The 24,050-nt window shown below is 50.2% G+C and carries 26 protein-coding genes and 1 riboswitch; of the genes, 14 read left to right on the forward strand and 12 right to left on the reverse strand.

The annotated features are described in order from the left end of the window. Positions 1–335 precede the first annotated feature (335 nt). The 3 genes from ACLJXE_RS16640 (at position 336) to pphA (ending at position 1,583) form a co-directional block, all read left to right on the forward strand. Positions 336–488, forward strand: a complete 153-nt coding sequence (locus ACLJXE_RS16640; RefSeq protein ID WP_410751428.1) for a GIY-YIG nuclease family protein — start codon at positions 336–338, stop codon at positions 486–488. Continuing rightward, a complete protein-coding gene (locus tag ACLJXE_RS16645; RefSeq protein WP_410751429.1) occupies positions 488–853 on the forward strand; it encodes a GIY-YIG nuclease family protein in 366 nt (121 codons plus the stop codon). Before ACLJXE_RS16640 ends, ACLJXE_RS16645 begins: the two co-directional genes overlap by 1 nt. Before the next feature lie 88 nt (positions 854–941). Further along, positions 942–1,583, forward strand: coding sequence for a protein-serine/threonine phosphatase (gene pphA / locus ACLJXE_RS16650; protein ID WP_410751471.1), 642 nt, complete (start codon positions 942–944; stop codon positions 1,581–1,583). Here the strand turns inward: pphA and ACLJXE_RS16655 are convergent, their stop codons facing one another. The 5 genes from ACLJXE_RS16655 to yebS all read right to left on the reverse strand — a co-directional run bounded on the left by ACLJXE_RS16655 (position 1,584) and on the right by yebS (position 8,016). After that, a complete protein-coding gene (locus ACLJXE_RS16655) occupies positions 1,584–1,775 on the reverse strand; it encodes a YebW family protein (protein ID WP_005120744.1) in 192 nt (63 codons plus the stop codon). It lies immediately after the preceding gene. Positions 1,776–2,235: 460 nt separating this feature from the next. Further along, complete coding sequence (locus ACLJXE_RS16660; RefSeq protein ID WP_101742234.1) at positions 2,236–2,472, reverse strand: YebV family protein; 237 nt, start codon at positions 2,470–2,472, stop codon at positions 2,236–2,238. A gap of 98 nt (positions 2,473–2,570) precedes the next feature. Then, on the reverse strand, positions 2,571–3,992 hold the full coding sequence (rsmF, locus tag ACLJXE_RS16665) for a 16S rRNA (cytosine(1407)-C(5))-methyltransferase RsmF (protein WP_410751430.1): 1,422 nt from the start codon (positions 3,990–3,992) through the stop codon (positions 2,571–2,573). 138 nt (positions 3,993–4,130) lie between these two features. Then, complete coding sequence (locus tag ACLJXE_RS16670) at positions 4,131–6,764, reverse strand: PqiB family protein (protein ID WP_286630860.1); 2,634 nt, start codon at positions 6,762–6,764, stop codon at positions 4,131–4,133. Continuing rightward, positions 6,733–8,016 carry a membrane integrity lipid transport subunit YebS gene (gene yebS / locus ACLJXE_RS16675; protein ID WP_410751431.1) on the reverse strand — a complete coding sequence of 428 codons (1,284 nt, stop codon included), beginning with the start codon at positions 8,014–8,016 and terminating at the stop codon, positions 6,733–6,735. Before yebS ends, ACLJXE_RS16670 begins: the two co-directional genes overlap by 32 nt. A 128-nt stretch (positions 8,017–8,144) precedes the next feature. Here yebS and ACLJXE_RS16680 point away from each other — a divergent pair, with 128 nt between their 5' ends. From ACLJXE_RS16680 to htpX, 4 genes are all read left to right on the forward strand, one after another. Then, the gene (locus ACLJXE_RS16680) at positions 8,145–8,642 is read left to right on the forward strand and encodes a GAF domain-containing protein (RefSeq protein ID WP_286630862.1); all 498 of its coding nucleotides are present in this window, start codon (positions 8,145–8,147) and stop codon (positions 8,640–8,642) included. A 96-nt stretch (positions 8,643–8,738) separates the two neighbouring features. After that, positions 8,739–9,425, forward strand: coding sequence for an RNA chaperone ProQ (gene proQ / locus ACLJXE_RS16685; RefSeq protein ID WP_005120752.1), 687 nt, complete (start codon positions 8,739–8,741; stop codon positions 9,423–9,425). A 19-nt stretch (positions 9,426–9,444) separates the two neighbouring features. Further along, on the forward strand, positions 9,445–11,493 hold the full coding sequence (gene prc / locus ACLJXE_RS16690; protein WP_286630864.1) for a carboxy terminal-processing peptidase: 2,049 nt from the start codon (positions 9,445–9,447) through the stop codon (positions 11,491–11,493). 192 nt (positions 11,494–11,685) lie between these two features. Further along, on the forward strand, positions 11,686–12,567 hold the full coding sequence (gene htpX, locus ACLJXE_RS16695; protein WP_271450102.1) for a protease HtpX: 882 nt from the start codon (positions 11,686–11,688) through the stop codon (positions 12,565–12,567). 47 nt (positions 12,568–12,614) lie between these two features. On the opposite strand, the gene ACLJXE_RS16700 is transcribed toward htpX, so the two are convergent. After that, on the reverse strand, positions 12,615–13,988 hold the full coding sequence (locus tag ACLJXE_RS16700) for an MFS transporter (protein WP_410751432.1): 1,374 nt from the start codon (positions 13,986–13,988) through the stop codon (positions 12,615–12,617). A 175-nt stretch (positions 13,989–14,163) separates the two neighbouring features. Here ACLJXE_RS16700 and kdgR point away from each other — a divergent pair, with 175 nt between their 5' ends. Then, the gene (gene kdgR, locus ACLJXE_RS16705; protein ID WP_005120190.1) at positions 14,164–14,955 is read left to right on the forward strand and encodes a DNA-binding transcriptional regulator KdgR; all 792 of its coding nucleotides are present in this window, start codon (positions 14,164–14,166) and stop codon (positions 14,953–14,955) included. Between the two features lie 105 nt (positions 14,956–15,060). On the opposite strand, the gene ACLJXE_RS16710 is transcribed toward kdgR, so the two are convergent. Next, the gene (locus ACLJXE_RS16710) at positions 15,061–15,300 is read right to left on the reverse strand and encodes a YobH family protein (RefSeq protein WP_061068061.1); all 240 of its coding nucleotides are present in this window, start codon (positions 15,298–15,300) and stop codon (positions 15,061–15,063) included. A gap of 164 nt (positions 15,301–15,464) precedes the next feature. Between ACLJXE_RS16710 and mgrB the strand changes: the two genes are divergently transcribed. The 6 genes from mgrB to rlmA all read left to right on the forward strand — a co-directional run bounded on the left by mgrB (position 15,465) and on the right by rlmA (position 19,809). Further along, complete coding sequence (gene mgrB / locus ACLJXE_RS16715; RefSeq protein WP_003034977.1) at positions 15,465–15,608, forward strand: PhoP/PhoQ regulator MgrB; 144 nt, start codon at positions 15,465–15,467, stop codon at positions 15,606–15,608. 74 nt (positions 15,609–15,682) lie between these two features. Next, positions 15,683–15,967, forward strand: coding sequence for a YebO family protein (locus ACLJXE_RS16720; protein WP_410751433.1), 285 nt, complete (start codon positions 15,683–15,685; stop codon positions 15,965–15,967). A gap of 638 nt (positions 15,968–16,605) precedes the next feature. Beyond that, a complete protein-coding gene (locus ACLJXE_RS16725; protein ID WP_003034983.1) occupies positions 16,606–16,749 on the forward strand; it encodes a DUF2627 domain-containing protein in 144 nt (47 codons plus the stop codon). Between the two features lie 12 nt (positions 16,750–16,761). Then, the gene (cspE, locus tag ACLJXE_RS16730; RefSeq protein WP_001062678.1) at positions 16,762–16,971 is read left to right on the forward strand and encodes a transcription antiterminator/RNA stability regulator CspE; all 210 of its coding nucleotides are present in this window, start codon (positions 16,762–16,764) and stop codon (positions 16,969–16,971) included. Between the two features lie 219 nt (positions 16,972–17,190). Beyond that, positions 17,191–18,936, forward strand: coding sequence for a peptidoglycan glycosyltransferase FtsI (ftsI, locus tag ACLJXE_RS16735; RefSeq protein ID WP_410751434.1), 1,746 nt, complete (start codon positions 17,191–17,193; stop codon positions 18,934–18,936). A 63-nt stretch (positions 18,937–18,999) separates the two neighbouring features. Beyond that, positions 19,000–19,809 carry a 23S rRNA (guanine(745)-N(1))-methyltransferase gene (gene rlmA / locus ACLJXE_RS16740; RefSeq protein ID WP_410751435.1) on the forward strand — a complete coding sequence of 270 codons (810 nt, stop codon included), beginning with the start codon at positions 19,000–19,002 and terminating at the stop codon, positions 19,807–19,809. Here the strand turns inward: rlmA and mntP are convergent. The 5 genes from mntP to manX form a co-directional block, all read right to left on the reverse strand. Next, a complete protein-coding gene (gene mntP / locus ACLJXE_RS16745) occupies positions 19,806–20,372 on the reverse strand; it encodes a manganese efflux pump MntP (RefSeq protein ID WP_286630871.1) in 567 nt (188 codons plus the stop codon). The two genes, rlmA and mntP, sit on opposite strands and share 4 nt — an antisense overlap. Before the next feature lie 6 nt (positions 20,373–20,378). Next, positions 20,379–20,607, reverse strand: a riboswitch (yybP-ykoY riboswitch). A 196-nt stretch (positions 20,608–20,803) separates the two neighbouring features. Further along, positions 20,804–21,262: a DUF986 family protein gene (locus tag ACLJXE_RS16750; RefSeq protein ID WP_286630872.1), complete on the reverse strand. Its 459-nt coding sequence runs from the start codon at positions 21,260–21,262 to the stop codon at positions 20,804–20,806. A 61-nt stretch (positions 21,263–21,323) separates the two neighbouring features. Further along, on the reverse strand, positions 21,324–22,175 hold the full coding sequence (locus ACLJXE_RS16755; protein WP_006684184.1) for a PTS mannose transporter subunit IID: 852 nt from the start codon (positions 22,173–22,175) through the stop codon (positions 21,324–21,326). 12 nt (positions 22,176–22,187) lie between these two features. Continuing rightward, entirely contained in the window at positions 22,188–22,988 is an 801-nt protein-coding gene (locus ACLJXE_RS16760; protein WP_005122174.1) for a PTS mannose/fructose/sorbose transporter subunit IIC, read from the reverse strand. A gap of 58 nt (positions 22,989–23,046) precedes the next feature. Further along, on the reverse strand, positions 23,047–24,009 hold the full coding sequence (manX, locus tag ACLJXE_RS16765; protein WP_410751436.1) for a PTS mannose transporter subunit IIAB: 963 nt from the start codon (positions 24,007–24,009) through the stop codon (positions 23,047–23,049). Positions 24,010–24,050 lie beyond the last annotated feature (41 nt).

The following is a 24,050-nucleotide window of genomic DNA, read 5'->3' on the forward strand; positions in this document are numbered from 1 at the left end:
TTATAAGACATAGCCCCGAAATACACGAAAAATCCTCTTCGGTCTCCGTAAGCTGTTACTACAATCTAAACATTTTCTTTCACACATCCAAGTACTTTTCGGTCCTTTTTTCTGAGTGTCGGCGTCTTTACTTACAACTCGCGTCCCGGTACACGGACTTATCGGATAAAGAGAAAATATAACATTGGTCGTGTTTTATCAGTCAGGATAACATCTTAACACATTAATAATTCTATTAATTCTGGAAAGAGTTAGTGTAAGAAATTCAGGGCGTGAGTTTAAAGGGGGGCACATTTAACTTTTCGTTATGGAATTAGATTAAATGGAAAGAATGTATGAATGATTCAAGTGGCTATGTCTTTATTCTGAAGAATGAAGCCTTTCAGAAAAGCCGCTTCAAAACAGGTTTCACAAAGAACATGCCAGAACAGAGGGCTAAGCAGTTATTTAATGGGATGACAGGCGTGCCGTTGCCCTTTGATGTCTGATGGCTTGTCAGGTAGGTAACTATCAGGAGGCAGAGAGACACGTCCATGCACGCCTTAAACCTTATAGGGTCAATCGGCGAAGGGAATTTTTTGAACTGCCCATAGGGATTTGCAGTAAGGCAGCTTTGGATGAATGTAATAAAATCAATGAGTATCTGGGTTTAAACTATATCAATCCAGTTACGTTAGAAATAAAGGAAGACACATTTATTGAAATTGAGGAATATCATCGCTCAGGATTTATCCTGTTTATTAAAGACCTTCTTTCGCGGATATTGGACCGCTATGAACTAAAACCGACACCGCTAGTTGTTGTTACCGCCAGAGGAAGAATGCTGAATGCTCAACTACATATAAACAATTGAACATTTGCTGCGCAAACTCTACGGTACGGTGCCTGTTGCTGTTATTGCTAAACTTAAAGGTGAGCGTAACAAGAATGCAGAAGGTTATATGGGGCAGCCTGACAACGTCTACCAGAGGGTAGAGGGAACAAACTGGCGTCACATCTGGGTCGTGGGGGATATTCACGGCTGTTTTTCTATGCTGATGGATAAATTGCGCCAGTGTCGGTTTGACCCGTGGCGGGATCTGCTGGTTTCTGTCGGCGATGTTACCGATCGTGGGCCTGATAGTCTGCGCTGTCTACAGTTGCTTCGCCGGAACTGGATCGTGGCGGTCAGGGGGAACCACGAGCAGATGGCGCTGGATGCACTGGTGACGGGGGATCTGCAGTTGTGGTTTATGAATGGAGGGGCGTGGTTTGCGCAGGCAGCACAACCCGCGGCAAGGTTTGCTCTTGAAGCCTGTCAGCAATTACCGTGGATTCTGGAACTGCATTGTCAGACTGGCGTACACGTGATTGCCCACGCCGATTACCCGGATAATGATTATCTGTGGCGAAAAGAGGTCGATTTGCAACGGGTGTTGTGGGATCGTGCGCGATTAATGAATAAAAGCAGTGGAATTCATGGCGCAGATCACTTTTGGTTTGGCCATACGCCTCTGCGCCATCGGCTTGATCGCGATAATCTGCACTATATTGATACCGGCGCGGTATTTGGCGGTGAGCTAACGTTGGTGCAGTTACAATAATTAGAAATCACTATATTCCTGAGCAGGACGCCAGAAGCTGTCGATATAGTCTTCGGCAGGTAAGCATCCGCCGTTGCGAATACGCTGATCGTCCATCGAAATTAGGCACTGCTGTTCCGTATTGTAGACATCAACCACGATATCTTCACAACCGCCATCCAGGTAGCAAACAAATAGAATCAGCGTGAACATCCCATCCTCAAATTGTGTTGCCGTATCAATAGTGTAGAAGAAATTGCAGTTAATGGGGCGAGGAGAAATAAGTTAACGCGTCATAGTGTGCTCACTCGTGAAGGGCTGGGGCGTTACACCGGGCAGTTCAAAAGATTGCAACCAATGGGTAAATTTTCTTACGACCTCATCTTGCCTGTCCTTTCATAGCAGAGAATAGGTTCCGGTATCGATAGTCAAATCGCCAAATGGCGCAACGGTGTTGATTTTCATGACCGCTGCTGGCGCGTTGAGTTCGCTCCTGATGGGATTGCGGTCGCTGCCTGAATTTGGTGTGGTGATGGATTCAACGCGAAGCCGGGAACTCGCTTATAGTGTGCGGGCTGCGGGGGAAACCATCGCTGTCTTCTCCGCCTGCGTACGTAGATTCAATTGTTTTAACGCCAATAAATAACCCGTCTGGCGACGGGTTCTTTTTGAATCAGGCAAAGCGCATGACCCAGGCATCTGACTTACGATCGTAGTGCTCGCGGAATAGAACGGAATGTTCTCCATTGAGAAGGGCCGGGACGCTGGTGTCGGCATCCCAGGCGTCCAGTTGCATACATAAATCCGGATCGGATTTACAAGGAATGGTTAACGTTCGGTCCCCCGGCGATTCGCCATGTAACTCGGCGTCGTCGATTTCAAAAGCGCCAATGCGCACACTGGTTTTCATCATCGTGCTCTCCGTAGATTTGCTGTTGTGGTACGACCAGTTAGGCCGCCCTTTTTCAGCGTAGTCAACGTTAGCAAAAGCGCCAGTAAAAACGTGCGTTATCCTGTAAAGAGTTTACCATCCCGGACAAGATCGCGTGGATAACTGTTCTTCAACCGTGATCCAATACGTTTTGCCAGCCCAATCGGCTGATGCTGGAACGTGACCAGTACATCGTCGGTAGTTGGTGCGGTTTGTGGGTAGACATCTCTGCCGCGATACCACTCTTCCGCTTCTTCAAGCGTCAGTTCAAATGCATTGTGATGTTCTGGGTTAGCAAGCGCAATAACAGCCTCATGCTGCCAGCGGTAACCCTTATTGTGGGTTTCAGCGAGTTTAATCCCGAGGCGGGAAAAACGAACTTTACCAATCAGCGGTTCAATATCTGTCGGGAATAACCAAATTTCTTTATCACGCTGCCAAAGGCGCAGATTGTCTTGCCACTGCAATCCACAGGCGGTAGCGGCCTGGGTGATTTGTGCGGCTTCCCGGCTTTTCAGCGGGCTGAAGGGGAAATTTCCCACCTTATATTTCGGCGCTGGCAGTGCAGGTATAGAGGCAGTTTTTCGCAAACGTGCGACAAAGAATCCTTCACAGTCATAAATTTGTGGGAAGACGTGCAGGAATCCCTCTGGTGTCAGGGCGCGTCCGGCCTCCGGAAATAAATCACCCAGCGGAAGAAATTCGACGGCGTCCGGATAAGTCTCTATCAGCCACTTCATGATGGATTCATTTTCATCACGGTTAAGTGTGCAGGTGGAATAAACCAATGTGCCGCCGGGGCGAAGGGCGTGAAAGGCACTATCAAGCAGTTCGCGCTGGGTAACAGCAATGTCCAGATTGCTTTCGATGGACCAGTTTTTTAGTGCATCGGGATCTTTACGTACGACGCCTTCGCCTGAACACGGTGCGTCCAACAGAATGGCATCGAACGTTTCTGGCAACGCGGCGCCGAACACACGGCCATCAAAATGAGTGAGTGCGACGTTCGCAATCCCGCAACGACTGATATTGGCATGCAGAACTTTGACGCGGCTGGCAGAAAATTCATTCGCCAGAATAACACCCTGATTATTCATTTTGGCGGCAATTTGCGTGGTTTTAGAGCCTGGCGCGGCGGCAACATCCATCACCCGCTCCGGGATATTGCCGTCGGCAAATAACGCAGCAACAGGTAACATCGAACTGGCTTCCTGAATATAAAACAGTCCGCTTAAATGTTCAGCTGTGCTGCCGAGCGGTACAGATTCTTCATCGTTGCGCTCAATCCAAAAGCCTTCAGCACACCAGGGAATCGGAGTGAGTGACCAGCCATAAGGCGCGGTTAAGTCGAGAAAATCGGCAACGGAGATTTTCAGCGTATTGATGCGGATACTGCGGCGTAATGGGCGCTGGCAGGCTGCGAGAAAATCTTCAAAAGAGAGCGTGGAAGGCATTGCTTCACGCATTTGTGTCAGAAAGGCGTCAGGAAAATAAGCCACTTGGTACCACCGGCAAAAAAACAAGTGCGCAGTGTAGCATATACCCTCAATAATTCGAGTTACAGGACAACAACGCTCCTGCTTGAAGTCTGATGAAGCTAACCGCGCCAGCGCGAGTACGCCGGCGCGGGGGAAAAATTAGCGTGGCAGGGCGGTTCCCCATTGACGCCATTCTTTCGGTTCACTCTCCAGCAGCAGGAAGTGTTTACCCGCCTGCGCTTTCGGCGCCAGTGGCGTACCTGGTGGGGTGGCAAACGCGATACCACCGCGAATAAACTGATTGAATGTACCCGTCTTCACAACGCCGCCGGTGAGGCCGAAATCGAGATTGTAGCCAGATGCCAGCCAGAACACGGAGTTATTGCGCACCAGATGCTGGTAGCGCTGACTGATGCGCATGGCCACCATCACGCGATCGGACAGTGAACCCAGCGTCAGGCCCGTGACGGTCCCCACTTCAATACCTCTGAACAGAACCGGAGTACCGATATTTAGTGATCCCGCTTCTGGCGCTTCTACCACGATACTCAGACCATCAAGGTAACGTGAATCAGTAATCGTCGCTTCCTGCAGTTCAAAATCACGGCGCGGATTACCGCGCCCTGGTTCCACGTTAATGTAGGGCTGTAAGATAGTATCCAGATGTTCCACACCTGCCGCCGAAATTTGCGGGGTAATTACCGAGAAACGTGTACCGCTACGCGCAAACGTCTGGACATACTCCGGATACAACACCGCTTTTGCCTGAACTTCGTTACGGCTGGTGAGCAGTTCAAGGGTCTGGATCTGACCTATATCAATCCCCAGGTAGCGAATTGGCATCCCTGCGGCGAGTTTTCCGGCGTCAAATGCGTGCAGAGTAATCTGTCCACCTACCGCACGTGCAGCGGTCTCTGACGCGTACAAAATACGCTTGTCGCCTTTACGCTGGCTGGCGCCGGCACCGCTCAGGTTATCGAAGCTAATCGCCCCTTTTAGCGCCCGCGACAGGGGAGAGGCCTGTACGGTCAGGCCGCTGCCGTTAAGCTGAACTTTTGCGCCACCTTCAGCCCAGAACACGCTGTTGCTGGTTAACAGATTACGGTATTCCGGTTTGATATGCAGATCGATATCAAATGCATCGGCACGAGGGCGTACGCTAATGACTTCACCGACGTCGAATTTACGGTATAGCACCACTGACCCGGCCTGCACATCTGGTAGTGTCTCGGCGCTCAGGCTGACGGTTGTGGTTGGCAGATCGCTCAGGCTGTTCTCAATAGCTTTTTCAAGGTTTGCATACAGCGGATAGCTTTTTTTCATTTCACCTTTGGTGCCAGGTAAAATGCGAATACCACCGCTTATCCATTCGCTGGCGCTGGCGCCAAGGAACTCAACGCCATCAATGCCCACTTTGACATCCACTCGACTATTAACCACGAATTTGCTGTCACCTTGCACCAGTGCACGATGCTGCGGTTCGATAGCAACGATAAATGAAACGCCATTGCTTGATAGCTTCCGCTCGATAACCTGACCGACCTGTACGCCATGAAGGATCAGCGGCTGGCCGGCATCGATGCCGTAACTTTCCGGGGCGGTCAGCGTAAGCGTCATAACGCCGGGATCATGAAGCAGGGACTGCTCACCGGGGATCACCACAAACTGACTACGTGGTTCACCTTCGCCGGGCACCAGTTCAAACGTTTTTCCTGTTAACAGCGAGCTCAGGCTCATATCGTTTAATGATAATTTGGGGTTTTGTAACTCAATGCGCGTGCCGTCGCGCAGTAGCGTGACAACGCTGGGGTCGACGGTCATTTCACCGGTAACCTTACCACCTGGATTCAAATCCAGCCTGGTCAGTTGCCCGACTTCCAGGCCCTGATACATCAGCGGGGTTGATCCAGCCTTCAGTCCATCGCCGCTGGGTAGCTCAAGTTTGACGATCACGCCACGTTGGCTGTGGGCGAGATCCTGATATAACCCAAACGTGTCGTCGGCGGCGGCAGGTTGAGAATCTTCTGGGGAGTCAAAGGCTATGGCACCATTGACCAGCGCGGCCAGACTTTCCAGTTTTACCTTTGCGCCGCTCAGGCTGACATCGGCATTCACCCCGGACACATTCCAGAAACGACTGCCTTTTTTCACCAGATTGGTAAAGCGACGCTCAATCAGTACATCGATGGTTACCCCCTGATGATTGGGGTTGATGGTGTAGTCATAGACCCGGCCTACCGGGATCTTGCGGAAATAAACCAACGAACCACTGTTGAGAGAACCTAAGTCGGGTGCTTGCAGATGCAACATTAAATCGCCATTATTCAGCCGATATTTTGGCTGCGTGTCGAGCGCGACGAAATGATCTTCCGGCTCGCCGGTGCCCGGCATCATCCCGATATAGTTCCCTCCAACCAGCGCATCGAGGCCAGAAACGCCCGCCAGTGATGCCTTCGGCGTTACCAGCCAGAATTGCGTGTCTTTGCGCAGAGCATCCTTCATGGTGGACTTGATGCTGACCCGAACTTCAATTTTGCGCAGATCTTTACTCAGGCTGATATCCTGCACGGTGCCAACTTCGACCCCCTGATAGCGCACGGGAGTCCGACCTGGCACAATGCCGTCTGCGGACATAAAGTCGATGGTCACGGTATTGCCACGATCTTCGTAGCTGCCCCAGATGAGCCATCCTGCAATCATCAGCGCGATGAACGGCAGCAGCCAGAATGGAGAGATACGGCGTTTTGTTTTAATCTGCGCTTCAATCTGCGAAGCGGGCGTTTCCTGACTCATGTGCATCCCAAAGTAAGCGGCTGTCCAGCCATTCCACTGCAAGAATAGTCAATATTACCGCTGCACCGAAATAAAACGCAGCCGGCCCCATAGTAAAAGCAAGTATCTGATCGCGATTTATCAGCGACATTGTTAAGGCGATAACAAACAGGTCCAGCATCGACCAGCGACCAATCCAGGTCACCATACGGAGTAGCAGGATGCGGGTGCGTAATCCTTGTTCACATTTAAACTGGATACTGAACAACAACGTAAACATCACAATCACTTTGGTGAATGGCACCAGAATACTGGCGATAAAAACAATGGCTGCTACACCAACGTTGCTGTTCGCCAGGGACATGATGCCGGTCAGAATAGTGTCTTCCTGACGGGCACCGTTAACGTAAATGATTGAGATGGGCAGCAGATTAGCAGGCAGCAACAGGACAATCGAGGCCAGCAGCGCTGCCCAGCACTTTTGGATGCTCTGATTTCTGCGCCAGCGTAATGGAATATGGCAACGGGGACAACGGCCTCGGGCATCAGGATAACCTGTAAAGTGACAGCCGAGGCAAACACGAAGCTGTCCGTCGGGGCGGCGTGCAGGCCTTTGTGGATAAAAGCGTTCCCATAACTGCTCAACATTGAGGTGCGATAGCGTCAAAATGCTCAGGATCACCAGTGCGATAAAAGCATAGAGTCCCACTCCGGGCAGCAGAAAAGCATAGTCCTGCACTTTGATAGAGGCGACACCGATACCGACAAGATAGATATCAAGCATGACCCACTCTTTAAGCCTTTCCAGCATCAATAATACCGGGCGCAGGTTCATGCCGAGGATATTGCCAAACCACAGATAAGCGATTGATGACACGAGTATCACGGGAGCACCAATGACGCAAAACAGTACGAAGGATGCGGTCAGCGGATCGCCTTGCCGGGTCATCTGCCAGATGCCCTGTACCACATTCGCGTCAATGCGTATGCCTAATAAATAGATGTGCAGTAGCGGCTCTCCCCATGCAAAGGGCATCAGTAACAGCATGGTGAAAGCCATTGCCGCCAGTCGCGTTAACGACCAGTCACGGCCGTCACGAATTTTAGCCTGACAGCGTGGGCAGAATGCACTTTGGTGCGAACGCATTTTCGGCAAGCTAAACAGCAGGTCACATTCAGGACATCGTTGGTAATGCGCACGGGGTAGCGCTTCACCAATGGACCTGATCGCTATTTTTTTAGTCGGCGTGATGCGTGGATGAGTAAGGGCCATGTATCGCGAATCAAAGTGTTGAAGTAATGTTATCTTAACCCATGACGGGAATGATCTTGAGCATTTACGCATTTAATGTTTATTTTAGTGGGCTGCAGTTTTAAGTAAGACAACTAAGTGATTACATAATGAACAAAATAGAGCTATACACGGATCTGAACCGGGATTTTCAGGCATTAATGGCAGGTGAAACCAGTTTTCTGGCAACGTTGGCGAATACCAGCGCGTTATTGTACGAACGTCTTGCAGAAGTGAACTGGGCAGGTTTTTACCTGCTTGAGAACAATACGCTGGTGCTCGGTCCCTTCCAGGGGAAAATCGCCTGTGTACGCATCCCGGTAGGGCGCGGCGTGTGCGGTACTGCGGTGGCGCAGAATCAGGTTCAGCGTATAGAGGACGTGCATGCCTTTGATGGCCATATCGCTTGTGATGCCGCCAGCAATGCGGAAATCGTTCTGCCGATTACGGTTGAGAATCAAATTATCGGCGTGTTGGACATTGATAGCACAGCGTTTGGTCGCTTTACTGAAGAAGATGAACAGGGGCTGCGGACGCTGGTGGTACAGCTTGAAACCGTGCTTGCAACGACGGATTACAAAAAATTCTTTGCGACCGTCGCAGGATAATCAACGGATAACGTAGCAATTACTGATGACGTCATTATAATGACGCCTGTTCATGCCTGCGCTTGTTGGCTACGTCCGTTGTAATCAGGAAATTTCATGGAAAATCAACCTAAGTTGAATAGCAGTAAAGAAGTCATCGCGTTTCTGGCCGAACGCTTCCCGCAGTGTTTTAGTGCGGAAGGCGAAGCGCGCCCGCTGAAAATTGGCATTTTTCAGGATTTGGTAGAGCGTGTTGAGGGTGAAATGAACCTCAGTAAAACACAGCTCCGTTCGGCCTTACGTCTCTATACATCAAGCTGGCGTTATCTGTACGGCGTTAAGCTGGGCGCAACGCGTGTTGACCTCGACGGTAACCCATGTGGTGAGCTGGATGAGCAACACGTTGAGCATGCGCGTAAACAGCTTGAAGAAGCGAAAGCCCGCGTTCAGGCGCAACGTGCAGAGCAACAGGCGAAAAAACGCGAAGCGGCGGCCGCTGCGGGTGAAAAAGAAGACGCACCGCGTCGTGAACGTAAGCCGCGCCCGGCACCACGTCGTAAAGAGGGTGCTGAGCGTAAACCTCGCGCTGAAAAACCAGTTGCAAAAGCACCGCGTGCTCCTCGTGAAGAACAGCATACCCCAGTATCTGATATTTCAGTGCTGACGGTAGGGCAGTCTCTGAAGGTGAAAGCAGGTAACAATGCGATGGATGCCACCGTATTAGAAATCACCAAAGATGGCGTCCGTGTACAGCTGAATTCGGGTATGTCTTTGATTGTACGCGCAGAACACCTGGTGTTCTGAAACGGAGGCCAGGCCTGGCATGAACACTTTTTTTAGGCTTACTGCGTTAGCTGGTCTGCTTGCATTTGCAGGCCAGGCACTCGCTGTGGAAGACATCACGCGTGCCGATCAACTCCCCGTTTTAAAGGAAGAAACCCAGCATGCGACGGTGAGTGAACGTGTGACATCACGCTTTACGCGTTCACATTATCGCCAGTTCGATCTGGATCAGGCGTTTTCGGCGAAAATTTTTGACCGCTATCTGAATCTGCTCGACTACAGCCATAACGTGCTGTTGGCGAGCGATATTGAGCAGTTTGCCAAAAAGAAAACCGTCCTCGGTGATGAACTGCGTACCGGCAAACTCGATGTCTTTTACGATCTCTATAATCTGGCGCAGAAGCGCCGGTTTGAACGTTACCAGTACGCATTAAGCGTACTGGCACGTCCAATGGATTTCACCGGTAACGACAATTTTAACCTTGATCGGAGTAAAGCTCCGTGGCCGAAGAGCGAAGCAGAGCTGAACGCGCTGTGGGACGGTAAGGTTAAATTTGACGAACTCAGCCTGAAGTTGACGGGTAAAACCGATGCTGAAATCCGTGAAACACTGACACGTCGTTACAAATTCGCCATCCGCCGGTTGGCACAGACAAACAGTGAAGATGTGTTCTCACTGGCGATGACCGCGTTTGCACGCGAAATCGATCCGCATACTAACTACCTGTCTCCACGTAATACTGAGCAGTTCAATACTGAAATGAGCCTGTCTCTGGAAGGTATTGGCGCGGTTCTGCAAATGGATGATGACTACACCGTCATTAACTCCATGGTTGCAGGTGGCCCGGCAGCTAAGAGCAAAGCGATAAGCGTTGGCGATCGTATTGTTGGCGTCGGTCAGACCGGTAAAGGCATGGTGGATGTGATTGGCTGGCGTCTGGATGATGTTGTCGCGCTGATCAAAGGACCAAAAGGCAGCAAGGTTCGCCTTGAAATCCTGCCGGCAGGTAAGGGCACCAAGACACGTACTGTTACGCTGACGCGTGAGCGTATTCGCCTGGAAGACCGTGCCGTTAAAATGTCGGTGAAAACCGTTGGCAAAGAAAAAGTCGGTGTTCTGGATATTCCGGGTTTTTATGTTGGCCTGACAGATGATGTCAAAGTTCAACTGCAGAAACTGGAAAAACAGAATGTCAGCAGCGTGATTATCGATCTGCGCACCAACGGTGGTGGAGCACTGACCGAAGCCGTATCGCTTTCTGGTCTGTTTATACCTTCTGGTCCGGTGGTTCAGGTTCGCGACAACAATGGTAAAGTGCGTGAAGACAGCGATACCGATGGCGTTGTTTACTACAAAGGCCCGCTGGTCGTGCTGGTTGATCGCTTCAGTGCCTCGGCATCAGAGATTTTTGCCGCGGCGATGCAGGATTACGGCCGTGCGCTGATTGTCGGTGAACCGACGTTTGGTAAAGGCACCGTACAGCAGTATCGTTCTCTGAATCGTATTTACGATCAGATGCTGCGTCCGGAATGGCCGGCACTGGGTTCTGTTCAGTACACCATTCAGAAGTTCTACCGCGTTAATGGTGGCAGCACGCAGCGTAAGGGCGTAACGCCGGATATCATCATGCCGACAGGTAATGAAGAAACCGAAACCGGTGAGAAGTTCGAAGATAACGCGCTGCCGTGGGACAGCATTGATGCTGCAACCTACACTAAGTCCGATAACCTGACGCCGTTTGGACCGGAATTGCTGAAAGAGCACAATGCGCGTATTGCGAACGATCCTGAGTTCCAGTACATCATGAAAGACATTGCGCGTTTCAACGCGATGAAGGATAAGCGCAACATCGCCTCTTTGAATTACGCCCAGCGTGAGAAAGAGAATAACGAAGATGACGCAATGCGTCTGGCACGTATCAACGATCGGTTTAAGCGAGAAGGTAAGCCGTTGCTGAAGAAACTGGACGATCTGCCGAAGGATTACCAGGAGCCAGATCCGTATCTGGATGAAACGGTGAAAATCGCGCTCGACCTGGCGCATCTTGAAAAAGAAAAGCCAGCGGAACAGCCCGCGACCAGTCAATAACGTCAAACAGGCACAAGAAATTGTGCCTGTTTTTTTAACAAACGCATGAAGTCGTCAGTCTGATACGTTAAAATGTAAAGTTGTGTCTTTCTGGTGACTTAGCACCTAGGCATGCTTGAAAATAGCCGTAAGACCCATACGATATGGGTAATCGCATAGTGCGTTTTGTTAAATTGAGGTTAAAAGAAAATTATGATGCGAATCGCGCTCTTCCTGCTGACGAACCTGGCTGTGATGGTCGTTTTCGGGCTGGTATTGAGCCTGACAGGGATCCAGTCAAGCAGCGTTCAAGGCTTGTTAATTATGGCACTGCTGTTTGGTTTTGGTGGTTCCTTCATTTCGCTGCTGATGTCCAAATGGATGGCGTTAAAGTCCGTTGGTGGAGAAGTTATTGAGCAGCCGCGTAATGAGAGAGAACGCTGGCTGATGAATACGGTAGCGACACAGGCTCGTCAGGCCGGGATCGCTATGCCACAGGTGGCTATTTACCATGCGCCGGATATTAACGCGTTTGCTACCGGCGCACGCCGGGATGCTTCGCTGGTAGCCGTTAGTACTGGCCTGCTGCAAAACATGAGCCCGGATGAAGCTGAAGCTGTTATTGCGCATGAAATTAGCCACATTGCCAATGGCGATATGGTTACCATGACGCTGATTCAGGGGGTAGTGAACACCTTTGTTATCTTCATTTCGCGTATTCTTGCGCAGATTGCCGCTGGTTTTATGGGCGGGAACCGCGATGAAGGGGAGGAAAGTAACGGCAATCCATTAATCTATTTTGCCGTGGCGACGGTCCTGGAGCTGGTGTTTGGTATTCTGGCGAGCATTATTACCATGTGGTTCTCACGCCATCGTGAATTCCATGCGGATGCAGGTTCTGCAAAACTGGTTGGTCGTGAGAAGATGATTGCCGCATTGCAGCGTCTGAAAACCAGTTATGAGCCGCAGGAAGCGACCAGCATGATGGCGTTCTGCATCAACGGTAAATCCAAATCGTTGAGTGAGCTGTTTATGACTCACCCACCGTTGGATAAACGTATTGAAGCGCTGCGTAGTGGTGAATACCTGAAGTAGTCCGTGGTAAACGAAAAAGCAAAAGCGCGTCGAAAGACGCGCTTTTTTTATGCATTAATCCGGGGTTGGGTTATGCGTAATCCGCTAACAATTGCCGCAACAGTTGCCAGGATGCCCGCAGTAATCAGCGAGACGTGCGTGCCGCTGTCGCCAAACTGGTTTAGCATCAATGCAACCAGCGCTGCCCCGGTACTTTGTCCAAGCAAGCGTGCCGTTCCCAGCATCCCGCTCGCACCGCCACTGCGTTCACGTGGTGCGGAGGTGATGATGGTGTGATTATTCGGTGACTGGAACAAGCCAAAACCCGCACCGCATAAAATCATCGGCCAGATGATATTAAAATCAGAAGGTGCGGCAGGCAGTAGCACCAGCGAAAATAACCCGCTTGCCATGACGGCCATCCCCAGCGCACCTAAAAGACCCGCATGAACGCGTTCAATCAGATAACCAGCCAGCGGCGCCATGACCATGGTTGCGAGCGGCCACGGGGTCAGTAGTAACCCTGTTTCGACTTCGCTACGATCCAGTACGGTTTGTAAAAAGAAGGGCAAGGAAACCATCGCCAGCATTTGCGCGCTGAATGAACATATCGACGTACAAATTGAGAGTGAAAAAAGGGGGATCCGTAGCAGATCAACCGGTAGTAACGGTACTGGCAGTGCGAGCTGACGACGGATAAAAAAGAAACCTACCACGATGAGGCCTACGAGCTCAGCACCAATTAACGTAAGTGATTGCCCTTGTGCAAAACCGCTAAGTGCGGTGATTAGCAAACCAAACGTTAGCGCATTCATCACCGCGCTGGGCAGATCAAAACGTGGCTTATTGCTACGCGGTGTATTAGGTGGCAGGAAGCGCATGGCCAGCAGCAACGCGATAATTCCCAGTGGGACGTTAATCAGAAACAACCATTTCCACGAGGCAATAGAGAGGATCGCTGCTGCAATAGTCGGGCCTGCTGCTGAGGAAACCGCCACGATAAAGGAGTTGATCCCCATGCCTCGCCCAAGCTGACGTTGCGGATAAATCAGGCGAATGAGTGCTGTATTTACGCTCATCAATGCCGCTCCGCCGAAACCCTGAGCCACACGCGCCAGTGTTAGCATGTGCAGCGAATCGGAAAGGGCACAGAAAAGTGATGCGAGCAGAAATACCACCAGTCCGCACTTGTATATGCGTCGGTAGCCAAACATATCACCCAAAAATGAGAGTGACAGGAGTGATACGACAATTGCGATTTGGTAGGCGTTAACGACCCAGATTGAGCTGGCCGCGGAGGCCTGAAGATCGGTGGCAATCGTCGGCAGGGCAACGTTAGCAATTGCGCCGTCCAGTACAGCCATAGAGATGCCAATAACAATGGTTAAAATTGCACCGTACCGCTGGGGCAATGGCAGGCCATCAGCCTGATTTTTTTCCATAGGAAGTCAATTTTGTCGGAAATTATGATGAGAATAATAATTTTAGCATTGATATTCAGGCGTTAGGTCGCAGATTTGTAACTAAGTGAGCAAAGACAGATTGCGACGGCTGGTACGTGAAATTATAATAAAAACCGGTTCTGATTTTTATAAAACACTCGCAATGAGGTGGTAAATGGCTATCGCAGATCTGGATAAACAACCCGATTCTGTATCTTCCGTGCTGAAGGTTTTTGGCATCCTGCAGGCGCTGGGTGAAGAGCGCGAAATTGGTATTACCGAATTGTCACAACGCGTCATGATGTCTAAAAGCACCGTTTACCGCTTTTTGCAGACCATGAAAACGCTGGGTTATGTGGCACAAGAAGGCGAGTCTGAGAAATATTCCCTGACCCTGAAACTATTTGAGCTGGGCGCGCGTGCATTACAAAACGTTGATCTGATCCGTAGCGCTGACATCCAGATGCGCGAGCTTTCGCGTCTGACCAAAGAAACGGTACATCTCGGTGCGCTGGATGAAGACAGCATTGTCTACATCCATAAAATCGACTCGATGTACAATTTGCGCATGTATTCCCGTGTAGGTCGTCGTAATCCGCTGTACAGTACCGCCATTGGTAAAGTGCTGCTGGCATGGCGTGACCGCGATGAAGTGAAACAAATTCTGGATGGTATTGAGTACAAACGCAGTACCGATCGTACAATCACGAACACCGATGAGTTGCTGGTATTGCTGGACAAAGTCCGTGAGCAGGGCTATGGCGAAGACAACGAGGAGCAGGAAGAAGGACTGCGCTGCATAGGTGTACCGGTATTTGATCGTTTCGGTGTGGTTATTGCAGGTCTGAGTATCTCATTCCCGACGCTGCGTTTTTCTGAAGAACGTTTGCACGAATATGTCGAAATGCTGCACACTGCAGCGCGTAAGATTTCAGAGCAAATGGGTTATAACGATTACCCGTTCTGATTTTAACGCGTTGCGATATGCAAAAAACCCGATACAGCGTATCGGGTTTTTTACGACCTGACGCCGTAGCCGGAGCAAATAACATACTGACTTTTTGCTGCTATATTAACCGTTATCGATAACTACAGTGCTTTTCCTCAACAGGGGACAATCTGACAGGCCAATGATGCCGCTGTTGGTATGGACGTATTGCGCGGTGCTGGTCCCACGGGCGGTCAGATACTGACATTGCAGGCCCAGACCTGCTGCAGTCTCCTTACTTCCTATCAAAACGCCGTAGCCACTCAGTAATAAACCGATCCAAACCAGAGCGAGCAACACAATAGCGCGGATAATCAGACGCATTACAACCTCTTATCTTTTCTCGTTATTATTAGATTAGCCCGTACATGGGATGAAACAAGTGAATCATTCCTAAAAACATTTAATGCCGTTACAGTTAACTTAGGGTTTAGGTAACTCATGATAATTTATCAACATAAGCTGTAGATTCGGAGAGTGGAGTTGGAGTGAAAAAAATTCGATGGGTGGTCCTGATAGTTGTCGTGCTGGTATGCATACTGATGTGGGCGCAGGTGTTCAACATCATGTGCGATCAGGACGTACAATTTTTCAGCGGAATTTGCGCCATCAATAAATTTATTCCCTGGTAAGCGCATTTCAGTAACAGTTGATTACCTTCTTGTGCGGCAGTGGTAAACTACGCTGTCTACATTGAGGTGGTGAAATGAACGAAGTTTTGAATTCTGGCGCGTTGAGTTTTGCGTCTTTAGCGGTATCGGTGGTGGTTCTGGTCATCGGGCTTGTATTGTGGTTTTTCATCAATCGGGCAAGTTCGCGTACCAACGAGCAGATTGAACTGCTTGAGGCGTTGTTGGATCAGCAAAAACGACAGAACGCATTGCTCCGTCGTCTTTGTGAAGCTAACGAACCGGAAAAAGCAGAAGAGCCTGCTGCGGTGCAAACTCAGGATAAAGATGATGACATCATTCGCCTGGTAGCCGAACGGTAGTAAACAGAAAGACAGGGTGAGAGTCTGTAGATGCTATTCTCAGATGCTTCATCCTGTCGTCAACGATATCAGATTATTTTCTTCTGCAACAATCCAGCAATTACTGCGTTGGCACACGTGGAACCTGCGTTTTTCCAGATGCGCTGACCAATTAATATCTTATCTCTGATTCGACATAAATATAATTATCCATAGATTAATAATATGATTGTGTCATTTTTGTGATACCGATCGTTTTATTATCAGCGAAACGTTTCTCTTGCTTTTTTTTGTGCGTTGTCATCATTCTTTCATTATTTTGGTGCAAAACCAGAATGCTGATCTCATTTTTATGCTTGTGATATTTTATGCATTACTAAGCATAAAAAATGATATCTGGCAGAGGCCGTGACAGATAATCTGGAACAGTTCAACCTTATGAGCTATGGTAGAAAAGTCCCTGCTACGGCGCAGGCCAGCCGGGGCAAGGGTGAGAGGCGGGGATATATCTCTACCTGGCCTGGCGCATAACTGTGCAGTTGTTGTTTGATGAACTGCGGGATTTGTGCGACCGATCGAGACACGTTTAAAAATGGCTTGCCATTATTAACGTTGTATGTGATAACACGGTTTGGGTTAAACGAGGTACAGTTCTGTTTATGTGTGGCATTTTCAGTAAAGAAGTCCTGAGTAAACACGTTGACGTTGAATACCGCTTCTCTGCCGAACCTTATATTAGTGCCTCAAGCAGTAATGTCTCAGTTTTATCTATGTTATGCCTGCGGGCGAAGAAAATACTCTAAGGAATTTTGCAAATGGCAAAGATTAAAGGTCAAGTTAAGTGGTTCAACGAGTCCAAAGGTTTTGGTTTCATTACTCCGGCTGATGGCAGCAAAGACGTGTTCGTACACTTCTCCGCTATCCAGGGTAACGGCTTCAAAACTCTGGCTGAAGGCCAGAACGTTGAGTTCGAAATTCAGGACGGCCAGAAAGGTCCGGCTGCTGTTAACGTAACAGCTATCTGATCGATACCACTTATTTGAAGCGCTCAGGCGCAACCAATTCAGATATAAAGCCTCGCTTATGCGGGGCTTTTTAATTCAAATTACGTCAAAATATTTCTGAATGCCTCTCCATTAGTGCTTTGTTGCAAAGGCGTGATGTTCGTAGCATTGTTTTTCCCGCTTTCTCCCGGTAATTCCCGTTAAATCAGTCACCTGAAAAACTATCATGCTGGAGCCCCGGTGAAAAAGAAAAACGACGGCGATGCGCGCAATTTTACTCCCGTACGTTTTGCCCTGCTTTGTGTGGCAATATTGTTGAGTCTGGGATTGTTGCTTGGTCGGGTTGCGTGGTTACAAATCGTCACCCCAACAAGTCTGGTCAAGCAGGAGGATATGCGTTCGTTACGTGAAGTCACCATCGCCTCACCGCGCGGGATGATTACCGACAGAGAAGGACGTCCCCTCGCAGTAAGCGTGCCAGTGAATGCAGTTTGGGCCGATCCCAAGACCATTATAAGCAAGGGGGGCGTGGGTTATAACGAGCGTTGGCAAGCACTGGCCAGAACCCTGCATCTGTCACTCAGTTCACTGGCGGAACGTGTAAACAGTAACCCTACCGGGCGTTTTATCTATCTGGCACGACAGATTTCCCCACAGCAGGCAGAGTGGGTCGATGATCTTAATCTCCCAGGGATCAATCTGCGCGAAGAATCCCGCCGTTTCTATCCCGCAGGTCATGTGGCGGCGAATCTCATCGGCTTTACGAACATTGATGGACAAGGTATTGAAGGCCTGGAGAAAAGTTTCAACAGTCAGTTGATGGGTAAACCCGGCTCTCGCCTTGTGCGCAAAGACAAGTTCGGGCATGTGATTGAAAATATCACGGAAGTGATGCCGGTTCCCGCGCACGAATTGCAGCTCAGTATTGATGAACGCCTGCAGACGGTGACTGAAGATGCGCTGGACAATGCCGTGACATGGAATAAAGCGGATTCTGGTGCGGCGGTGCTGATCAGTATTGCCACCGGTGAAATCCTGTCGATGGCGAGTTTTCCCGATTTTAACCCTAATAACCGCGAAGGCGCGGTACTGGATGATTTCCGCAACCGTGCAATTAGTGACACCTTTGAGCCTGGCTCAACCGTCAAACCATTAGTGATCATGACCGCTCTCCAGCAGGGGATTGTGCAGCCTGACAGCGTGATTGATACCCACCCCTTTAATGTTGATGGTCATCGTATCCGCGACGTCGGGTTTTACCCTGAGCTATCGCTTACCGGTATTTTGCAGAAATCGAGCGATACCGGTGTGTCGCACCTTTCGCTGGCAATGCCGGTACAGAAACTACTGGATACCTATAAAAGCTTTGGCTTCGGTGATCCAACCGGCTTAGGTCTCACCGGAGAAAGTAGCGGCTTAATGCCTCAGCGACGTTACTGGAGCGATTTGGATCGCGCGACCTTTGCATTCGGTTACGGGTTAATGGTGACACCGCTCCAACTGGCACATGTCTATGCCACTATCGGCAGTTTTGGCGTCTACCGACCGCTTTCAATTACACGTATCGACCCACCGGTGATAGGAACCCGCGTAATGCCAGAAGCGCTGGTGCATCAGGTTGAACATATGATGGAGAGCGTTGCGCTACCCGGCGGAGGTGGGACCAAGGCTGCGGTGAGGGATTATCGTGTTGCGGTGAAAACCGGGACGGCAAAAAAAATAGGCGATGACGGTAAGTACGTCGACAAATACGTGGCTTATACGGCAGGGGTTGCCCCTGCCAGTGATCCGAAATTCGCGCTGGTCGTGGTGATAAATAACCCACAAAACGGCGCTTACTACGGCGGTGCGGTATCGGCCCCGGTGTTCAGCCAGATCATGGGGGATGTCCTGCGTCTGGAAAATGTGAAACCCGACGGGATGCCAGCCGATTCTGACCATCTGCTGGTGATGCACGGTAGTAGCCAGACCTCGCCGTCGCTGTAAGTTATTTTCGCGGGGCGCGAATCGCGTTACACTTGCGCCCTTAAATCACCAGCCGGAGTTGTCATGTCGTTTTCCTGTCCCCTTTGTCATCAGCCTCTTACTCAAGCGAATAACAGTTTTGTGTGCCCTGGACGGCATCAGTTTGACGTGGCAAAAGAGGGGTATGTCAACCTGATGCCGGTTCAGCATAAGCGGTCGCGCGATCCGGGTGACAGTGCGGAAATGATGCAGGCTCGCCGGGCATTTCTGGATGCCGGGCACTATCAACCGCTGCGCGATGCGATTGTGAATGCGCTCAGCGAGACGCTGGGAACAAGTGATGTGTCGATTCTGGATATCGGCTGTGGAGAAGGGTACTACACCCACGCTTTCGCGGATGCGATAGCGAATAGCTCGACCTTTGGTCTGGATGTTTCGAAAGTGGCGATTAAGGCTGCAGCCCGGCGCTATCCACAAGTGACTTTTTGCGTTGCCTCAAGTCATCGTCTGCCGTTTGCCGATGCGTCAATGGACGCCATCATCAGGATCTACGCACCTTGTAAAGCAGAAGAGCTGGCTCGCGTGGTTAAACCGGGTGGGTGGGTGATGACGGCCACGCCAGGCCCACGGCATTTAATGGAGCTTAAGGGGCTGATTTATGATGAGGTGCGTCTGCATGCGGCACATACAGAGCAGCTTGACGGCTTTGTCCTGCAACAGCGTATTGCTCTGGGCTATCAGATGCAGCTCAATGGTAGTGAGGCGGTCGCATTACTGCAAATGACGCCTTTTGCCTGGCGAGCAAAACCGGAAGTCTGGGAGGCGCTGGCGAAGAAATCGGTATTTGACTGCCAGACAGACTTTAGTATTCATATCTGGCAGCGTGTAGATTAACCGTGAAAGTGTGCCCAGAGAATCTGGGCACCGATACCAATCAGGACTACCCCACCCAGAATTTCCGCGCGTTTGCCCAACATCGGGCCAATAAAACGTCCGATCATCATCCCGAGTGTAGACATAATTAATGTGGCGCACCCTATAGCAAGCGCAGTCGCGATGATGTTCACCTGAAGAAAGGCCAGACCCACGCCGACGGCCATTGCATCGAGACTGGTGGCGATTGCGGTGGTAACCAGTAGCCAAAAACCGTGGCGGCGCTGTGGCTCTTCGTCTTCATCGCCATTGTCGCGGAAACCTTCGATTATCATTCGGCCACCTAAAAAGAAAAGCAGGATGAAGGCGATCCAGTGATTCCACTCCAACACGAATTTGCTGGCAAGCATGCCCATTCCCCAGCCAATCAGCGGCGTAAGGGTCTCGACTGCGCCAAAAATAAGGCCGGTACGCAGGGCTTCAGAGAATTTAGGTTTATGTAAGGTGGCGCCTTTGCCAATTGATGCTGCGAAAGCATCCATCGACATGCCGAAAGCGAGAAGAACAGTTGCAGTGATATTCATAACAGCGTCCTGACCGGGGTATTCCATAAAACACATCACTGCCCCCAGTAACCAGGCACATTGAGCGGACCCACTGTCTATACAGAGCCATTCAAATATGCATTGCAGTTGATGTGCCTATGGTCTCGCCTGACTAAACGTGATGTTCAGTCCGTACGTGCCACGTTTTTCAACGAGTATGTTGACACGTACATTTCCGGAGTCTGGAAATCGGCTACTCCCCAACGACGGGCGCAACCTTAACATATTTTTGGAATATAAGACAAGAAACGCAGAAATATTATTTGACTTCTAAATGAAAACAATTTTCATTTAGATTTATTTATAGATAAAACGTTAAGTTAAATAACATATGGGCGGGGGGATATAGCCTTAGCTATGTTTGTTTTTCACTGAGATATAAAAAACATAGTTCAGGCTATATTTCTAACTTATTGGTTTGAAATGAGAAGTTTATATATCTTCTCCAGGTCGTCTATATTTCGTACGCGAATAAGTAACCGTCTCTGCTCTAATTGCATCACCAGCACACCATCTTCTGATAAATTCATCTCTTTAATCCGGTCATATTCAATCCAGACATTGGCGAAGAAAAAACCTTTTTGTTTGAAAATAATTTTGGGTGTACGGATCCAGAACAGATACAACCCCATTAACACCAGTGCACATAATAACCATGTGGTGAATTGTGCTCCGTGGCTGGTGATGTTGTTGTAGATCAGAATAACAATCAAGCCTATGAAGATAACGCTGTCGACTCGACTGCGTGGAAGCAGGGCAACAGTAAGTAGAGTGGGGCCATTACGGCGGGGCATGATGAACTGATCGTAAATGGCATACGCCAGCAGCGATAAGATAAAAAGAACCAGCACCAGGTCCGTGATAGTCATGAATCCTCAACCCTCTAAATAGAAAAAACCGGGGGCAAGCCCCCGGTGATTTACAACAGTCTTACAGGCCGAGCAGGCCGACAGCGTAGCCCGCAATACCGATGATGAAGAAACCAACGATGATCCACAGCGGGTTTACTTTCTTACGCAAAAGCCACATACAGGCGAAGGTCAGCAGCAGAGGAACCAGGCCCGGCATCAGCTGGTCAAGGATTGTCTGCACGGTGGTCACGCGTGTCTGGCCATCCTGACCGGTGATTGTGGAAACCACCAGTGGGATATTCACATGCGTCCACTTGTTCACCAGGGCCCCCATAACAAACAGGCCGAGGATTGACGCCCCCTCAGTCAGTTTCTGCAGGAAGCCGCCGCCCATATCTTTAACGATATCTACGCCTTTACGGTAGCCGTATGCCACGCCGTAGTAACGGGTTGCCAGACGGACCAGGTTGAACAGGATAAAGAACAGCAGCGGACCCAGCAGGCTTCCGCTCATTGCGATGCCCGCGCCGAGCGCGGCGAATACCGGACGCACTGTACCCCAGAAAATCGGGTCGCCCACGCCTGCCAGCGGGCCCATCAGACCAACTTTGATACCGTTGATAGCACCATCGTCAATCTCTGCGCCATTCGCACGCTGTTCTTCCATTGCCAGTGTAACGCCAAGAACCGGTGCCGCTACATAGGGATGGGTGTTAAAGAATTCCAGGTGACGCTTGATGGCTTGCTTACGCGCATCGTTGTTTTCCGGATACAAGCGGCGAATAGCCGGTACCATGGAGAAACAGAAGCCCAGCGCCTGCATACGTTCGAAGTTCCATGAACCCTGAAACAGGTTAGAACGAATGAACACGCCACGAATGTCACTCGGAGTGAGTTTTTTCTCGGTGGTAGTTTTAGTCATATCAACCATTTCGCTCACCTGCTAGTCCAGTTCGTTATCAAGATCGTTGTTACCCGCCGCCTGTACTGGCGCACCGGCTACGCGGTTATATTTCGGGCTCAGCTGAATGTAGAGGATGGCCATTACGGCACCAATCACACCCAGAGCAACCAGGTTGAAGTTAGTAAATGCTGCAGTGACGAAGCCAAGGTAGAAGAACGGCATCAGGTAGCCTGCGCGCATCATGTTGATGACCATCGCATAACCCACTACGACGATCATGCCACCTGCAATATTCAGGCCGCCAGTAACGACTTCCGGAATTGCGTTCAGCATGCTCTGAACTTCACTGGTACCGACAGAAATCGCTACGATTACCGCCGGGATAGCGATACGCATAGCCTGCAGGAACAGGGAGGAAACGTGCAGCCAGGAGAGCGCCGTCAGGTTGCCGTTTTCGGCCGCCTTATCCGCCGCGTGCTGGAATGCTACGGTGATGGTACGAACGATAATGGTCAGAACCTGGCCTGCTGCTGCCAGCGGGATGGCCAGCGCGATACCTGCACCGATACTTTGGTGACCGGCAATAACCAGAACGGTAGAGATAATGGAAGCCAGTGCGGCATCAGGCGCAACCGCAGCACCGATGTTCATCCAGCCCAGCGCGATCATTTCCAGGGTACCACCGATGATAATACCGGTTTTCATATCCCCGAGAACGGCACCAATCAGCGTACAGGCCACCAATGGACGGTGGAACTGAAATTCATCGAGTACCGACTCCATACCCGCGATACATGCGACGATGAACACCAGCACAATCTGAAGAGTGGTAATCTCCATTGTACTTCTCCTATTGCTATACAGACTTAAGTGTGAAAACTAAGTAAATGCCAGGTCGTTATTTCGCCTTGGCAATCAAATCCATCATTTTCAGTTTCTGATCGGTAGAAACCTTACGGGCTTCGAGTTCAATGCCGCGTTCGTTGAGTTTCTTGAAAGCTTCGATGTCTTTTTCATCCACCGAAATCGCGTTGTTTACCTGCGTTTTACCCTGGCGGAATGCCATGCCGCCAATGTTAACAGAGGTAATTTTTACGCCACCTTCGACGATGCGTTCTACATCGGTAGGGTTGGTGAACAGCAGCATTACACGCTCACCGGCGTATTTCGGGTTGTTATAGACGCGGATCATTTTCGCGACATCAACCACGTGTGCTGTCACACCTGGCGGTGCGACCTGAGTCAGCAACGTTTTACGCACGGTATCAGCAGCGACTTCATCGCTGACGACAATAATGCGCGTTACGTTTGTTTCTTTGGTCCAGCGGGTTGCCACCTGACCGTGGATTAAACGGTCATCGATACGCGCAAGGCCGATCTGCATATAGTCGTTCGGGCCCATCGGTTTCGCGGGTGCCGCTGCCTTAGGTGCTGCGACGGGGGCAGGAGCGGTTTTTTCAACAGGTTTTGCTTTCAGCGCTTTTACGCCTTCGCTTCCCGTTTCAACCGCCAGTGCAACTAATTCATCGAAGCTGGGGTTGTCGTCACGCGCCATGAAGGTTTCTACCAGCATGGGAATGTTCACGCCTGCGATAACTTCGTAATGCTCTTTATCGACGACAATGCGGCTCGCAGCGTTAAACGGGCTGCCTCCCCATGTGTCAACGAGAAACAGCACGCCTTTACTGGTATCCAGTTTTGCCAACTGAGCGTTATACTTTTCAATCAGCGTTTCGGCATTTTCGCCTGGAACGAAATCGATCCAGCCGACGTTTTCCTGCTCGCCTAACAACATCTCTGCTGTTTTAAGTAACTGCTCTGCAGCCCAACCATGTGTGCCTATTACAATAGCAATGGTCACTTGCTACCTCCTTTATTATCGTTAACACATCAACGTGAAGA

The organism is Citrobacter sp. U14242 (genome assembly GCF_046555775.1).
GTDB lineage: Bacteria > Pseudomonadota > Gammaproteobacteria > Enterobacterales > Enterobacteriaceae > Citrobacter.

Bases quoted from the DNA above. Each gene is read 5' to 3' on its own strand.
- ACLJXE_RS16640 (WP_410751428.1), top strand. From the start codon at position 336: ATGAATGATTCAAGTGGCTATGTCTTTATTCTGAAGAATGAAGCCTTT.
- ACLJXE_RS16645 (WP_410751429.1), top strand. From the start codon at position 488: ATGGCTTGTCAGGTAGGTAACTATCAGGAGGCAGAGAGACACGTCCAT.
- pphA (WP_410751471.1), top strand. From the start codon at position 942: ATGGGGCAGCCTGACAACGTCTACCAGAGGGTAGAGGGAACAAACTGG.
- ACLJXE_RS16655 (WP_005120744.1), bottom strand. From the start codon at position 1,775: ATGTTCACGCTGATTCTATTTGTTTGCTACCTGGATGGCGGTTGTGAA.
- ACLJXE_RS16660 (WP_101742234.1), bottom strand. From the start codon at position 2,472: ATGAAAACCAGTGTGCGCATTGGCGCTTTTGAAATCGACGACGCCGAG.
- ACLJXE_RS16670 (WP_286630860.1), bottom strand. From the start codon at position 6,764: ATGAGTCAGGAAACGCCCGCTTCGCAGATTGAAGCGCAGATTAAAACA.
- yebS (WP_410751431.1), bottom strand. From the start codon at position 8,016: ATGGCCCTTACTCATCCACGCATCACGCCGACTAAAAAAATAGCGATC.
- ACLJXE_RS16680 (WP_286630862.1), top strand. From the start codon at position 8,145: ATGAACAAAATAGAGCTATACACGGATCTGAACCGGGATTTTCAGGCA.
- proQ (WP_005120752.1), top strand. From the start codon at position 8,739: ATGGAAAATCAACCTAAGTTGAATAGCAGTAAAGAAGTCATCGCGTTT.
- prc (WP_286630864.1), top strand. From the start codon at position 9,445: ATGAACACTTTTTTTAGGCTTACTGCGTTAGCTGGTCTGCTTGCATTT.
- htpX (WP_271450102.1), top strand. From the start codon at position 11,686: ATGATGCGAATCGCGCTCTTCCTGCTGACGAACCTGGCTGTGATGGTC.
- ACLJXE_RS16700 (WP_410751432.1), bottom strand. From the start codon at position 13,988: ATGGAAAAAAATCAGGCTGATGGCCTGCCATTGCCCCAGCGGTACGGT.
- kdgR (WP_005120190.1), top strand. From the start codon at position 14,164: ATGGCTATCGCAGATCTGGATAAACAACCCGATTCTGTATCTTCCGTG.
- ACLJXE_RS16710 (WP_061068061.1), bottom strand. From the start codon at position 15,300: ATGCGTCTGATTATCCGCGCTATTGTGTTGCTCGCTCTGGTTTGGATC.
- ACLJXE_RS16720 (WP_410751433.1), top strand. From the start codon at position 15,683: ATGAACGAAGTTTTGAATTCTGGCGCGTTGAGTTTTGCGTCTTTAGCG.
- ACLJXE_RS16725 (WP_003034983.1), top strand. From the start codon at position 16,606: ATGTGTGGCATTTTCAGTAAAGAAGTCCTGAGTAAACACGTTGACGTT.
- cspE (WP_001062678.1), top strand. From the start codon at position 16,762: ATGGCAAAGATTAAAGGTCAAGTTAAGTGGTTCAACGAGTCCAAAGGT.
- rlmA (WP_410751435.1), top strand. From the start codon at position 19,000: ATGTCGTTTTCCTGTCCCCTTTGTCATCAGCCTCTTACTCAAGCGAAT.
- mntP (WP_286630871.1), bottom strand. From the start codon at position 20,372: ATGAATATCACTGCAACTGTTCTTCTCGCTTTCGGCATGTCGATGGAT.
- ACLJXE_RS16750 (WP_286630872.1), bottom strand. From the start codon at position 21,262: ATGACTATCACGGACCTGGTGCTGGTTCTTTTTATCTTATCGCTGCTG.
- ACLJXE_RS16755 (WP_006684184.1), bottom strand. From the start codon at position 22,175: ATGGTTGATATGACTAAAACTACCACCGAGAAAAAACTCACTCCGAGT.
- ACLJXE_RS16760 (WP_005122174.1), bottom strand. From the start codon at position 22,988: ATGGAGATTACCACTCTTCAGATTGTGCTGGTGTTCATCGTCGCATGT.